Source organism: Coprobacter fastidiosus (assembly GCF_982245605.1).
In genome coordinates, this window is record NZ_CEVCIF010000041.1 from 17933 (window position 1) to 33171 (window position 15239).

Genomic DNA, 15239 nt, shown 5'->3' on the forward strand with positions numbered 1-15239 from the left:
AATATTCACACATTTATAACAAACCATGAAACATTTAAAAAACAGAAAAACAGAAAGTGCCGGTGCATATCACCATCCGGTTCTCAGATTCGCACTGTTTCTGTTGATCGCATTTTTATCGTTCGGAACAACTTTTGCACAAAATTCAACGATAAAGGTCAATGGTACGGTTGTCGATAAAAACGGTGACGTGATCATAGGCGCCAATATATCCGTAGTCGGAGGTACAGCAAGCACCGTTACCAATATAGAAGGAAAATTCAGCATTCAGGTCAAAGAAAATTCTTTGATACGAGTTTCTTTTATCGGATATAAAGCACAAAATGTCCGTATAGACAAAAATAAAAAGGACATTAAAGTAACACTTGCCGAAGACACGAAAAAATTGGATGAAGTCGTTGTCACCGCTTTAGGAATAAGCCGGGATGCTAAATCTTTAGGATATGCCCGCCAATCTATCGACATCGGTACGACAACAGAAGTCCGGGATGCAAACTTGCTGAACATGCTGTCCGGAAAAGTATCCGGCGTGCAATTTATTTCGGCCGGCGGACCGACATCTTCAACACGTGTCGTTATTCGTGGAAATAACTCTCTTACCGGGAACAATCAGCCGCTATATGTCATAGACGGTATTCCTATTATGAACGAAATGGGAGAAGTCGATGACATGGATTACGGTAACGCCGCAAACAACATCAATCCCGATGATATCGAAAGCATCGAAGTATTGAAAGGCGCTAATGCAGCCGCCTTATATGGATCGGACGGTGCAAACGGAGTTATTCTGATCACGACAAAAAAAGCTTCTCGCAAAGCCGGACTCGGTGTTTCGTATGGGTTTAACATGATGTTCAACACATTATATCAATACCCGATGTACCAGAATGTTTACGGAAGCGGTAACTCCGGACAACTACATACGGGAATCAACACATACGATAAAAGCTGGTATGATCCTTCATTACCCTACGGAATGGCAAACCTTACGACCGATTACTCGCAATTATGTTTCGGTATGCCGATGCTGGGATTTGATGTAATCGGACGCAACGGACAAGTAAAAAAATATGTCCCCGGAGACAATAATATCAGCGGACTCTATCAAACCGGTTATATGATGACCAACAGCGTATCGATCGATAAAGTTGCAGAAATTGCATCTATCCGTTTCTCTTATACCAATACCCACGGGAACGATATATTGGAAGGATTTAACGAACGAGACAGACACGCTTTCAACCTACGCACTACGATGAAACTAAAAAAATGGTTAAGTATCGACGTCAATACCCGTTATACGATAGACAATGTGGATAATCGCGCATTCCGTAATAATTCAAACCGAAACCCGATTTACATGCTGACCCAAGTTCCTCGTGACGCATCGTACGAAGAATTATCCGATTATAAAAATCCGGACGGTACGCCTCACTCTTTCAGAGGATTCCAAAATCCGTATTGGTCGATGCACGAAACCTCGAATGCAGATACCAAACAATGGTTCTTCGGTGATATTACATTGAATTTCGATCTTTACAAAGGATTAAGACTCAGATTACGGGGAGCAACGGATATACAGACCGGATCGGGATGGACATTCTCCAACTACAACTCTCCGTTTGATGTCGACGGACAATACGACGAATTTCAGGAAAATTCATATAACAACAACTACGAAGCCTTGTTGATGTATAACAAACGAATTAAAAAGTTCAGCATCAATGCCAATTTCGGAGGTTCGGTGCGTACGCAACAAAGCAAAAAGATCCAAGACCGGGTAGATGCACTGATGCAACCTGACGTAAAGAGCCTCGAAAACAATGCCGCTCAAATAAAAGCGACTACAGGATATAACAAAAAAACAAAAGAATCGGTATTCGCTACTGCCAGCTTCGGATATGGGGACTTTATCTATTTGGACGTAACCGGACGCAACGACTGGTCCTCCGCTTTAGGTCGCGGCAATTGGTCTTATTTTTATCCATCCGGAAGTATCAGCTTTGTATTCAGTGAATTACTAAAAAACACAGCTATCAACAAAGTGTTATCATTCGGTAAAATCCGAGGTTCTATTGCAAAAGTGGGTAATGATACCGGATTCGACATGTTATATAGCAGTTACAGCTATAAAGGTTCTTATCTGGACATGTCTTGGTTCGAACGCGATAATCTGGAAAAAAATCCGAATATAAAGCCGGAAACGACTCGTTCATGGGAAGTCGGAGCTGACCTCCGTTTCTTCAAAAATCGTTTGAATATAGATGTTACTTATTATGATAAATCTACTTTCGACCAAATCGTACGGGCAGATGTCACTGCAGCACGTGGAGCTAATCAACTGATGTTCAATGCCGGAGAAATACGGAACTGGGGAACAGAACTCACAGTGACCGGAACACCGGTAAGAACAAAAGATTTCGAATGGACAACATCTCTTAACTGGTCGAAAAATAATTCGGAAGTCGTATCGCTCATCGACGGAGTAAGCCGTTATATGTTGACCTCATGGAACGGACTGAACGGCGTACAAGTATATGCCGAAGTCGGTAAACCTTACGGACAAATGTATGGTACCGATCCGGTAAGAAATGAGCAAGGCCAGTTCCTTGTAAATGCAGAAGGCCGTTATGCTCAAGAGGTCGATCACTATTTCGGCTCGGTATCTCCCGACTGGATCGGAGGATGGAGTAATAAATTCAGATGGAGAGACTTAGACTTCGGATTCCACTTCGACTTCAAAAAAGGCGGTAAAGTTTGGTCTTATTCGGGATATGAAGGATCTCGTAACGGACTCACGGTACAATCTTTGGACGGTCGTGAAGAATATCTTTACAGTAATCTGATTGTCGGAGAAAATACAGAAGAACGCCGGGGCTTTTTGCAACCGCAATACACAAACAAGGCCAATACCGACTACGCAGCCAACTATGTCCCGTATATAGATGCATCACGTCCCAAAGGCGTATATGCTCCCAATCGGGTGTACAATGAAAGTGTAGCATTCTGGGCCGGCCAACCGTGCAATATAGCCTACGAACCGCAAAACTACTGGCAAGGAGAATCTTCCAGACAACTAAGCAGATATGTATATGACGCTTCTTACATCAAATTGCGTGAAGTAAGTATCGGATATAATCTGCCGAAAAAATTCTTGAGAAAAACCCCGTTCAAATCGGCACGTATAGCAGCAGTCGGGCGTAACCTGGCAATCATACTCCAAAATACGCCGAGAGGACTCGACCCGGAAGCTACAAGTACGACAAGCAACGGACAAGGTCTTGAAATGGGTTTTGCCCTGCCTTCGGCAAATTATGGTTTTGACCTGAAAGTATCATTCTAAACAAACACATTTATGAAAAAAACAATAATATCTATCTGTACAGCCATCGCATTGGGCACTGCGGTTTCCTGCACCGATAACTTCGAAGATATAAATATCAATCCCAATAAAATATACGAAGCGAATATGGAAAGTATCTTTCCGGGATCGGTATATAAGACAATCAATGCCATGGCAGAGCTCAATTATAACCAAATGTGCTGGTGGGCACGTTATTCCGGACATTTCGGAGGCTCTGTCGATATGAATGAAAGTACATCGGATTCTTTTTACAAAAAATTTTATGTCGAAATCATCCGTGATCTTGAATTGAGCGAACGTCAATATGACGGCATTCCGGGCTATGAAAACCGAGTCGCTATAGTCAGGACATGGAAAGCTTACATTTACTCGATCGTCGTATCTATGTACGGAGGCATGCCCTTGTCGGATGCCATGATTTTCGATCCGAACAAATTCCTCGTAAAACATGATACAGAAGAAGATATGTACCGGCAAATTCTGGATATGCTGAAAAAAGCATCCGAAAGTTTTAATCCCGATGCAAGTTCTGATGTTCTGAAAAAAGATCCGATATTCAGATCCGGCTCTGGAACAACCAGTGACATCATCAAATGGCGTAAGTTTGCCAATACTCTTCGTCTGGAAGTAGCTATGCGTGCAACCAATATTGCACCCGGTCTGGCAGAACAACACGCTCGGGAATGTATGGAACATGAAGACTGGATTATTGCTTCTTTAGACGATATGGTTGCTCCGGCATGGGGTAGTGACGTTTCGAATGACGTGTCTTACTACTACAACCGTTTTTTGAAAAAAATACCGACAGAAGGATTCCGTGAAAGCGACTACCCTCGTATAAACGAATATTTTTTCATTTATTTGAGATCATATAACGATCCTCGGTTAGAAGCATTCGTAGATCCGACAGAAACACTGAATCAATATACCGTAAGCGATACAATAAGCCGTCCCAATCCATACGAACCGGGATTTAGGGATTCTATCGCCGTAACTTATCGTATTCCACACCTGCCGAGTCCCGAACGGAGCGGAATTTTACCTCGCGGGTGGGAAGTTGCAATCGATCCGAACTCACCGAACGGTACGACAAAATATGAATCGCCTTATACCGGTATATTGGCAACTCAATGGTCTTTGATCAACTATGACTTCATCAAACCGGATGCGAAACATATCATCATGAACTGGGCAGATGCCTGTTTCCTAAAAGCCGAAGCTGCTTTACGGTACGGAATAGGATCTAAATCGGCAGAAGGTTATTATTACGAAGGAATAGAAGCCTCTTTTGCTCAATACGGATTAACAAGTGCGGTAAAAGAATATAAAGAACAAAACGGTATCAAATGGAACACGAACGGAAAAGGATTGACCGACTTCCGCTGTCTCTATCATGCAGATATTAACGGAGAAGGAGATTTTGATAATCACTTGGAACAAATTATCAAACAACGTTATATAGCCGACTACTTCAACGGATATTCGGCATGGTGTCTCGAACGTCGTACCCGAGTATTGAAATTTCCTCCGTTTTTCTGTAACAGCACGACAGAAGGAAGTAACGGAACATACGACTTTATCCCTGAAAGATATGTGTATCCTTTGTCTGAAATAACAAATAACACTGCCGCCTATTGGAATGCCGTTTCAGACCTATTGACACAAAGTCCGTATCCGATAAACAACATACGCAAAGGAGACAACCTTCAAACTCATTTGAAAATGTCTTTGGTTAATCCTTTACTGGAAAATGCTGATGCCAACTATATGAACCGGACTATTGCCTACAGTAGCCGGCATTTACAAAAATGGTACGGCAATACAGAAGAAGAATTTATCAAAAACGTCCAAAAAATATATCCGGATGTAACCAGTAGCAAATTATTGCGCAAATATATCGGTTACAAAGCGACAGTTATCAGTACTTACGAACCTAAATAATAGACTTTGTTATGAGAACTTACATAAATCATACTTTAAAATTGGTAATGGGATTAGGGTTAATAGCCGGATTGTCCGGTTGTGACAAAGACCGAGGACCTTCGGTCGAAGATCATTTCCTGAACTATGAGATCCCGAATGTCGAACTAACGGCAGACTGCCCGGTAGGAGCATTTTATTATCAAAGAGGAAATTTGGATGACGGTAAATTAGCCCGTTTAGCCCAACCTTGGGATCAATCGAAAGGGCAACTCGGTGCAAACGTGAGACCGATACTGACAGAACAAATGAATTTCGATGTTAAAAAACCCGAATCGGTAGAGCTATACCAACAACAAGTAGATTGGGCGATACAAGGTAGAATCGACTTCTTTATATTGCCGGCTATACAAATCGACCTTAAAACATTTCTGAATAGCGGAAATGTGACAATGACCGATGTTCTCGGAGGTAAAAAAGGCGCTGAATATACCGATGACGATACAGGAGAGACAATCACCGGAAATCCGGTACAATTACAGCGTGAAAACGGAAGGTTGAGATATGCAATTTCCATCAACCCCAATAATATTACCAATGGATTGAGTAATAGCAAACTAATCGAAGATATGCCGGATGAAACAATCAGTACGGGAGAAAAAATGTCACGGACAGACATTATGTGTAAAGCTTTTGAACAAATAGCCGTAAATTATTTCGGAGATGACAACTACTATCATATAAACGGGAGACCTCTGGTAGTCATCTTTAATCCGCACAAAATTTATACGAAAGATTCGAAAGCTCTTTATGATAAATTGCGTACAGCAGTTCGTGAAGCTTGTGGAAAAGAAATATTTATAGTAGCACAGCAAGATGCTTGGGCGCCTACCGGACGCTTCGAGGTTTTCCATTGTGCTGGAAAAGTCGATGCGATTACCACAAAGAGCATGTATGATCAGAATAATTTTAACCGTGCTTACATGTATCCTCAAATGATCGATCAGAATTGGAAATATAACCAAGAGTTTGCTGCGTCACATTTCCAGATCGATTTTATACCGACGATCAGCCCGTCCCGTAATGCTTACATAAATATGGGTAACCAATATAACCAACCGATAGTGGATAAAAATCCCGACACCTTCCGAACGATGTGTAACGTTGCAAAAAGACATTTGGGCGGTACTCGGATCGTATTCCTCGAATCTTTCAATGATTGGGCGTACTATTCAGCAATAGAACCTACCGATCCGGAATACGGAAATGGTTATGGAATGACCTATCTCGATATATTAAGAGAACAATTTAAACTCTGATCCTAAATTAAATATCATCATTTCGAATAGTTTATTGTATTTCTTAAAATGAAAAAAACAGGAAGGTAAAATGAAATTACTTTCCTGTTTTTTTATTAATTAAAATCTTTTTCTTTTAGAGTCGGTCGCTCGAAGCATATTCGAAAGTTTCTTTCGAGAACGTTTTTCTGCCTTTACGAAAAGGATCGCGGGCTACCTGACGGATGAAATCGGGAAAATAGATTGAAAAAAAACGCAAAAATGACCTGACAATATTCTCTGCATCGGAAAATGCAGACAGATTTCTACATCATACCAGATATTTTCTATAAAAAAAGAATATTCTCTTAAATCCTGGCCATAACCGACAGCTCACAAAGAAAGATAAAATTCTGTATATAAAAAAGCGTGCTACCAAAGCCGAATATAAACTTTTGGTAGCACACTTTTTTAATTATTTAATTCACACAAAATCGCAATTCTCAGAATAAATATGCAACGGAAATCTGCCATTTCTTATTTTTCGTGTCAAATGTGTCTCCATCAAAAAGAGTTCCTATCGCATTCGCCACATTTCCGTCTTTTATGTCTTCACGAGCAGAACTTGTCAAAGGAAGATTATAATTAAACCCTACTTGTAAATGTTTCACAAGAATAATACCTGCTCCGAAATTCAAACCGACATTTGCAGCTTTTCTCTTAATACTGGCTTTATCTCCTTGAACCGTACTCACTGCAATATCGGCCAAATCAGAACCAATATTATCGCTTTTCAGATTAAATGAAAAATCCGGACCTGCAGCAAGATAAATCCCGATAAGTTTAAGCAGACTATGCGACCATTTCAAATTTACCGGAATATCCAACTCATGTTGTTTATTGGTAACTCCGATGTTTGTTGTTTCATTGATAAATTTCATTTTAGTTTGAGAATAAAGCAAAGAGCCATCTACTCCTAAACCAAAAACAGGAAATTTAAATTCAATCATCGGCCCGACAAAGAAACCGGAAAGATTATCGACTTTCACGTCTTTTAACCCCTTAAAGCTTGCATCTGAAAGATTCGCTCCAATTTTCAATCCCCAATTCAATTGGGCTTGAGCTTGTGATACCATACAAAAACATACTATCACAAAAAACATTTTAATAAGATTCTTCATTGCTCAATCTTTTTTATCGATTATTATATTTACAAAGATATAATTTTAATTAAGAACCTGTTGAAATTTTCCAATAAAGCAATCTTATCAAACATTTTCTAAGTTTTCGTTCAAGGTGTTTTTCCATTTTCATTCGCCAGATAACCCACTATCCTCCTTATAAAAATAGACAAACACCTTCAAAAGGAATTTTCAAAACAGACTCTCCCATCAAATAAGCTCCCTGCAATATCAATAAAACAATTTAAAAGAACAATCCGATTTCAACAGAAAACAGCTTTTCTATTTATTTAACAAGAATAACCATGTCAGGAATCTCAATGGCAAGCACAAATCCTTTCCATATAAGCTCCCGATTTTCCTCTTTTTATAGACATACAACTACTTACTCCTAAAGACTTCCCTATCCGCTTTTTCTTCAACTTTTATTATTATACTTATTATCAAACACTTGTATAAAATACAAAAAAAATAGGAACTTGAAAATAAAGAAAAACTATTGCGAATTCAAAAAAAACATCTTATCTTTGCACCGCAATCAGAAAAAGATGGCGAGATAGCTCAGTTGGTTAGAGCGCATGATTCATAATCATGAGGTCCCGGGATCATGCCCCGGTCTCGCTACGAAAAGCAATGAAAATTTTTTCATTGCTTTTTTTATTTTCGTCTGATATCTCTCTATCTATTCATTGACAATATAAAATATTGTACTTATCTTTACAAAAGATAAAATTCTACTAAAGCTAAAAAACGATGAAACATCTTTTAAATTTCATGGTTGTTTTAAGTACAATTATTTTAACAGCATGTAATAATACCAATATCGAAGGATCTTGGGTAGAACTTATTCCCGGAATGCCTGACATAAAACAGGGTTTTACTCTTAGAGCAAACGGGAATGCATCTTCTATCAATATGAAATCATTACTATATGAGAAATGGGAACATAAGAATAACCTATTAATTCTTTCCGGAAAGAGCATCGGTAACCATCAGACATTATCTTTTACCGATACTTTAACTATCGAAAAACTAACCCAAGATAGTCTGATTCTCAAAAAAGGAAAACTTATTTTAAGATATGCGAAAACAGAAGAAGCAGATACTGAAAAAATCATTCCGGCTTCAATAATTACTCCGGCTAAAAAAACGTTTCCCGTAAAAGGGCAATTAATTATTGGGCATGAAGTACGCTCCTTTACGGCAGAAGGAGATTCTTGCTCTTATTGGATTATTGACCAAACAAAAGAACTCATACAAAAATACGACAAAATAACAAAAGGCACTAAAAACGGGACTCCGGTATATGTAGAATTAGACGTAATAGATATGGGTAAAACTGATGAAGGTTTTGCCGCTGACTACGAAGGGGTTTATTCCGTAACTAAAATAAAAAAAATCACCAATTATTAATTGGATCAATACCGATATTACAAACACGGAAAGGAAAAAAACGATCTCTTTTTTTATTAACTTTACTAAAAACAATAATAACAAATAAACCGAATATCTTCTCCCAATCTCATTTGATAACTATTCTAGTCCAAACGTCCATGTTCTCCATAGTCTGTAGAACATAAATCATTGTTAGGAAATTTTCCATAAAAATCGAAATCTCAGAATTTTCGACATACAGATATTACTTTCAATCCGATACAGAAATAAATTGGGAAAGAAATACTACCTTTCACGAACAAGAGCATTTATAAGTCCATATATACAAATCCTTTATCGGGAAATTTAAACAGTTTTTTTAATTCAATCACAACATTTTTTCAATCCGAACCGGTATAATTTATCTATCTTTACAGCATGACTTCAAAAAATATATTATTCGAGCGCTTGAACAACAAGTTGGGAATAACAACACTCAACGAAATGCAATTGGCAACTCTAAGATATAGTGAAAAAGAAAAAGATATTATTCTTATTTCACCTACCGGATCAGGCAAAACAATAGCTTTTCTTCTACCCGTTTTACAAGGATTAGATCCGCTATGTAAAGAAATACAAGCGTTAATCCTTGTCCCCTCACGGGAATTAGCAATGCAAATAAATTCGATAAGCCATTCCATTTCATCCGGATATAAAATAAATTGCTGTTATGGTGGACAACCGATAAAATCTGAAATAAAATCACTACAACAAAATCCGGCTATACTTATAGGTACTCCGGGAAGAATCTTAGATCATATCGATCACGGCAGAATAAATGTGAGTTCGGTAAAAGTACTTGTCTTAGACGAATTCGATAAATGTCTTGAATTAGGATTTCAAGAACAGATGGAAGCAATTATCAAACACATCTCCGGTATTTGTAAACGCATCCTCACATCCGCAACAGAAGGGGAAATCCCTGAGTTTACAGGATTAAAAACTCCTGAAAAGATATATTTCGAGAAAAAAGAATCTGATAAAAGATTAAGCCTGTATTCGGTCATATCTCCCGAACCGGATAAATTAAAAAGTCTCGAAACGTTACTTCGAAACTTGTCTCCCGGTCCGGTACTTATATTCTGCAATCACAGGGAAAGTACCGAAAGGATCGGTAGTTTTTTATCAGAGCAACATATCTTTAACGAAGTTTTTCACGGCGGAATGGAACAAACCCGAAGAGAAAAAGCCCTATGTCGATTCAAAAACGGCAGTTCAAACATATTCATATCGACAGATCTGGCTTCGCGAGGACTGGATATTCCGGAAATAAAGCACGTTATACATTATCATCTACCGATTAACGAAGAAACGTTTATACACCGAAATGGTAGAACTGCCCGTATGTTTGCCGAAGGAAATGCTTACTTACTAATAAACTCCGCTGAGAATATCCCAGAATATATTCAGAAAAAACAACCGGAAAGATTTAATCTATCCGTTAATATAGACCGATTGGAATTACCACCCATGAATACCCTTTATATCGGAAAAGGGAAAAAAGAAAAATTAAATAAAGTCGACATTGTCGGTTTCTTAATACAGAAAGGAGAATTATATAAAGAAGATATAGGCATGATCGATATAAAAGATCATTATTCTTACGTCGCCATCAATAGAAAAAAAATAAACCGTACTCTCAGACTAATTCGAAAAGAAAAAATAAAAAATATGAAGTCAAAATATGAGATAGCCCGATAGACTTTACCGGGCTATCCGCATTACCGTTTTAATAAACAAATGCTACGTTATCAACCCAAAATTTACTTCCTACCGAACCGATATATGCCCCTTGATCATTTGCAGAGAAACGTAGCATGACATGTGTGACTTCTTCATCAGCCTTTCCCCAGCCCAATTCTTGAATAGGAACAATTTTCCCTTTACTATTCCGAGTATAACGGGGATCATCCGAAGGTACCAATCCCATATAACTCTGATAGTCGCTTCTCTTAGTAATATCTCCATACCATACCGGGATCTGGTAATTATTTACCCAATCCTGTGTATTACCTGATAATTTTCGATAAGCCGTACCTACACGACGAGCATAAATATTTCCATCTTCATCTTCCCACTGATGCAATAGATAAAGGCAAACTTCAGCCTTATCTCGTCCCGGGACATTCACTGCCTTACCAAATCCCGTAGCTTTTACCATCTGAGTCTCCATATGTAATTTATAGTCAAATTGTAAAGCTTTAGGTTTCTTTGTAAAAGGAATCCCCTGATCAAGTTTACTCTGAGGATTACTCGTATTTTTTATAGGTTCATCCATTCCTCCTAAGAAAATAGAACCGGGAGCCACGACCACAATATTCACCAATCCGATTACTTTACAAGTCTCTTTTCGTATTTCAAGACGAGCACAATACCCGTTTCCTCGCTTTTCGGGAAACACGCTCGTACTGGTTTTGACAATTCCGGCAGGACTAGCCATGACACTCGATGTAGCCCAAGGAGATTGTGCATGACGCCGATAAGGCTTATTCCCTTCAATCGTCATTGTCGGAGCTATTTCATAAATATAACGAGTATGTCCACCTAATAATGCAGACTCTTTAAGTACTCTCGTTGTCCAATGATCCATATCTCCAAAAGGAATCATCTCAACCTTCTGAGCGTTACAAATCCACCCGGCAAAAATGAAATATATTCCGATCAATAAAAATACTTTTTTCATAATTCACTTTTAATCCATATCATTTAAAAACGCAAATATATCAAGAATTAAAATAACGAATTCAACATTCATATATTTTAGATTTATCTTAATAAGAATAGAACACATTTACCGTTATTTAGACCAATCGTTCGATTCGATTTCATCTGAAATCGCTGTTCCATCCATTTTAGAAACATCCTTTTTTACAAAGAAAGCGCTGACCTCATATAACATATAAATAGGAAGAAATACGACCATTAATGTAAACGGATCTCCCGAAGGAGTAATAACAGCAGCAAGCACCAATAGACCTACAACTGCATAACGACGATATTTAGAAAAAAAAGATCGCGTCAGTAATCCTATTCCTGAAAGCATCCAACACAATAACGGCAATTCAAAAACAATCCCCATAATAAAAATCATCATCAGAAAATTATTCATATAAGAGTCGAGAGAAATTTGATTGGGGACTATCTCACTAACCTGATAACCTGCTAAGAAACGTAATGTCAGCGGAAAAACAAGCAAATATCCGACTGCAACACCGATAAAGAACATCAAATTGCCTATAATAAAAGCAAACCTCGCATTCTTTTTTTCTCGTTCATACAGCCCCGGACTGACAAAACTCCACAACTGATATATAATATACGGAAAGGCAAATACAATCGCAAGCCAAAATGAAGTACTCATATGGATAAAAAACTGCGAAGCCAACTGTATATTGATTAGATTTACATGAAAATCATCTCCGCAAAAATCAGGTAATACCGACAGATATTCGCTTATAGAAGAAAGATATGTACTCAGATTACATATAGAGCGATACAAAACAAAATCAGAAAAACAAGGAGCCAAAATAATAGAATCAAAAATATCGGTCATAAAAACAAAAAAAACAACGGCCAATACAACGACTGCTCCGAGCGATCGAAATATAACGCCGCGCAATGCCTCTAAATGATCCCAAAAGCTCATTTCTTCCATAAATAACTAAAAAAGCAAATTATAAATCAGATAAGCAAAAATAAAACGGATACAAAAAAGCGAGTAAAATATTAACTCTATGCCTGCTCTCAGAAAAAGAAAAATCTTCACATAAACTATTTTTTATCAGAATTAGAGTCTGCCGCATCTGAATTAATCTGATCTTCAACATCTTTCAAACCGTCTTTAAAATTACGGACACCTTTCCCCAAACCTTTCATCAATTCCGGTATTTTCTTACCACCAAATAATAATAAAACGACTAAAGCAATAAGAACAATCTCTCCTGCACCCAAATTTAAAAACAAAAGCGTATTCATATTTATATCATTTTTTAATTTCAGCTAAAGACAAATGTATGAAATATATTTATTATATAACAGAATAGGATTAAAAAATGATTACCTTTGCATCTGTTTTTTAGATTAATAACCATCAGAAAATAAAAAATAGAAATGAAAGCATTTGTATTTCCTGGACAAGGCGCCCAATTCGTAGGAATGGGCAAAGAGTTGTATGAAACTAACTCCGAAGCTAAAGCCTTGTTTGAAAAAGCTAATGAAATTTTAGGATTCAGAATTACCGACTTGATGTTTAACGGAACTGACGAAGATCTTCGTCAAACCAAAGTTACACAGCCGGCAATTTTTTTACACTCGGTAATTCTTGCAAAAACGATGGGTAACAAATTCTGTCCCGATATGGTGGCAGGACATTCTCTTGGAGAATTTTCAGCGTTAGTATCTGCCGGAGCTTTATCTTTCGAAGACGGTGTACGTCTTGTTTCCGCTCGTGCTCAGGCTATGCAAAAAGCATGTGAAAAAACGCCTTCTACCATGGCTGCAGTATTAGCTTTGCCTGACGAAAAAGTAGAAGAAATATGTGCCTCCGTAACAGAAGGAGTCGTTGTTCCAGCTAATTACAATTGTCCTGGGCAAATCGTTATCTCAGGTGATGAGGCCGGTATCGACGCTGCATGCGAGAAAATGCTTGCTGCCGGAGCAAAACGTGCTTTAAAATTGAAAGTCGGAGGAGCTTTCCACTCTCCGATTATGGAGCCTGCTCGTGCAGAATTAGCTGAAGCTATCCATAAAGCACAATTCTTTGCACCCAAATGTCCGGTTTATCAAAATGTAAATGCAAAAGCAGAAACCAATCCTGAAATAATAAAAGAAAACCTGATTGCACAATTAACAGCACCTGTACGCTGGACGCAAACAGTAATTAATATGATTGCCGACGGAGCAACAGATTTTACCGAAGTCGGACCTGGTAGCGTATTACAAGGTTTGGTAAAGAAAATAAATAAAGAAGTAACGACTCAAGGCATACAATAAAAATTACGTCATTACATCATAAAACCTCTTTTATTATCCAAGTGATAAAAAAGAGGTTTATTTTATATTTCAATATCATAAAAACTTTCTCAAAATGAAAAAAACAATACTTTTAATAATAGCTTTAATTACAGGTATTTATTCTGCAAACGCTCAATACAAAAAAGGCGATATAGAACTGGGAGGTAAAATATCCTACAAAGTAACCGACGGATTTCATCAATTTGCCATATCTCCAGAGGCAGAATTCTTTCTAAATGAGCATTGGGCTATCAATACCGGTATAAGTTTATTTGGGAATAATCATAAAACACGTTTCGGAATTTCTGCAGGAGTAAACTATTATCTACCGATAACTCAAAAATTATATTTTGCTCCCCGAGGAGGTTTCGATGTTGAATTTACTGAATCAAACTGGGCGATTTGTATAAAACCGAATTTAGTATATGAACTGACAGAGCATATAGCCATGAGCTTAGGAATCGGTTACATCGGCGTTGGTCAATTTGACGACAATAACAATACCTCATTCAGGATCGGAATATGTGATAATTTAGCATGGGGAATTGCTTATAAATTCTAAAAGTAACAAGTCCCAAAGAGTAGCATAAAAAGACAAAAAAATGCTTTTCATGCTACTTTTTTTACACCACAAAATTTATTTACACAATCATAAAAATAACAAACAAAAAGATAATCTGTCAAATTCTATCATTTACTCTTTAATAGACTCATTAATAGAGAGACAATAATAATAATAATAATTAATCGTTTTTGTTTATTTAGCCTGAACAGCCGTTTACTTTACAAACGGCTCTTTTTTTATTTTACAGGACAATAGGGAAAGCATACCGTCATTTCTCATTGCCGAAGGGGCGGCTCTCCGGAGTGCATATCATTCATCAACATCAAACTTATATTCATTTTATCTTCGTATCCTCGGTCCGGGCAAGAAGCATCGGGAGGGGGGGATAAAAAAAAGGGGGGAGACGATCTTTTCTCGTCTCCCCTTCCTCTCTAAAATCGGCGGCTACCTACTCTCCCACTTTTACGCAGTACCATCGGCGTGGT

At 37.9% G+C, this 15239-nt stretch carries 11 protein-coding genes and 1 tRNA gene; 8 read left to right on the forward strand and 4 right to left on the reverse strand.

The annotated features are described in order from the left end of the window. The first annotated feature begins 25 nt into the window (after positions 1-25). The 3 genes from AC0UMU_RS10580 to AC0UMU_RS10590 are packed head-to-tail and all read left to right on the forward strand — an operon-like array spanning position 26 to position 6603. Positions 26-3343 (forward strand): SusC/RagA family TonB-linked outer membrane protein, encoded by a 3318-nt coding sequence (locus tag AC0UMU_RS10580; RefSeq protein ID WP_288641575.1) that lies wholly within the window; start codon positions 26-28, stop codon positions 3341-3343. A gap of 12 nt (positions 3344-3355) precedes the next feature. Further along, positions 3356-5305: a SusD/RagB family nutrient-binding outer membrane lipoprotein gene (locus tag AC0UMU_RS10585; RefSeq protein WP_288641578.1), complete on the forward strand. Its 1950-nt coding sequence runs from the start codon at positions 3356-3358 to the stop codon at positions 5303-5305. An 11-nt stretch (positions 5306-5316) separates the two neighbouring features. Continuing rightward, positions 5317-6603 carry a DUF5010 domain-containing protein gene (locus tag AC0UMU_RS10590; protein ID WP_288641581.1) on the forward strand — a complete coding sequence of 429 codons (1287 nt, stop codon included), beginning with the start codon at positions 5317-5319 and terminating at the stop codon, positions 6601-6603. A 461-nt stretch (positions 6604-7064) separates the two neighbouring features. Here the strand turns inward: AC0UMU_RS10590 and AC0UMU_RS10595 are convergent, their stop codons facing one another. Continuing rightward, on the reverse strand, positions 7065-7742 hold the full coding sequence (locus AC0UMU_RS10595; protein ID WP_009317883.1) for a porin family protein: 678 nt from the start codon (positions 7740-7742) through the stop codon (positions 7065-7067). Between the two features lie 550 nt (positions 7743-8292). Here AC0UMU_RS10595 and AC0UMU_RS10600 point away from each other — a divergent pair. The 3 genes from AC0UMU_RS10600 to AC0UMU_RS10610 all read left to right on the forward strand — a co-directional run bounded on the left by AC0UMU_RS10600 (position 8293) and on the right by AC0UMU_RS10610 (position 10877). Then, positions 8293-8366 (forward strand) — tRNA-Met (locus AC0UMU_RS10600). Positions 8367-8495: 129 nt separating this feature from the next. Beyond that, positions 8496-9155, forward strand: coding sequence for a lipocalin-like domain-containing protein (locus AC0UMU_RS10605; protein WP_288641584.1), 660 nt, complete (start codon positions 8496-8498; stop codon positions 9153-9155). Between the two features lie 399 nt (positions 9156-9554). Then, complete coding sequence (locus AC0UMU_RS10610) at positions 9555-10877, forward strand: DEAD/DEAH box helicase (RefSeq protein WP_039927909.1); 1323 nt, start codon at positions 9555-9557, stop codon at positions 10875-10877. Between the two features lie 28 nt (positions 10878-10905). Here the strand turns inward: AC0UMU_RS10610 and AC0UMU_RS10615 are convergent, their stop codons facing one another. The 3 genes from AC0UMU_RS10615 to AC0UMU_RS10625 all read right to left on the reverse strand — a co-directional run bounded on the left by AC0UMU_RS10615 (position 10906) and on the right by AC0UMU_RS10625 (position 13151). Further along, entirely contained in the window at positions 10906-11859 is a 954-nt protein-coding gene (locus AC0UMU_RS10615) for a PCMD domain-containing protein (protein WP_288641588.1), read from the reverse strand. 114 nt (positions 11860-11973) lie between these two features. Continuing rightward, on the reverse strand, positions 11974-12831 hold the full coding sequence (gene tatC, locus AC0UMU_RS10620; protein ID WP_022389679.1) for a twin-arginine translocase subunit TatC: 858 nt from the start codon (positions 12829-12831) through the stop codon (positions 11974-11976). A gap of 116 nt (positions 12832-12947) precedes the next feature. Beyond that, positions 12948-13151, reverse strand: coding sequence for a Sec-independent protein translocase subunit TatA/TatB (locus tag AC0UMU_RS10625; protein ID WP_009317901.1), 204 nt, complete (start codon positions 13149-13151; stop codon positions 12948-12950). Between the two features lie 135 nt (positions 13152-13286). On the opposite strand from AC0UMU_RS10625, the gene fabD reads away from it, so the two are divergent. Both fabD and AC0UMU_RS10635 read left to right on the forward strand, forming a co-directional pair. Continuing rightward, on the forward strand, positions 13287-14168 hold the full coding sequence (gene fabD / locus AC0UMU_RS10630; RefSeq protein WP_022389680.1) for an ACP S-malonyltransferase: 882 nt from the start codon (positions 13287-13289) through the stop codon (positions 14166-14168). A 94-nt stretch (positions 14169-14262) separates the two neighbouring features. Next, entirely contained in the window at positions 14263-14751 is a 489-nt protein-coding gene (locus AC0UMU_RS10635) for a hypothetical protein (protein ID WP_022389681.1), read from the forward strand. Positions 14752-15239: the final 488 nt, after the last annotated feature.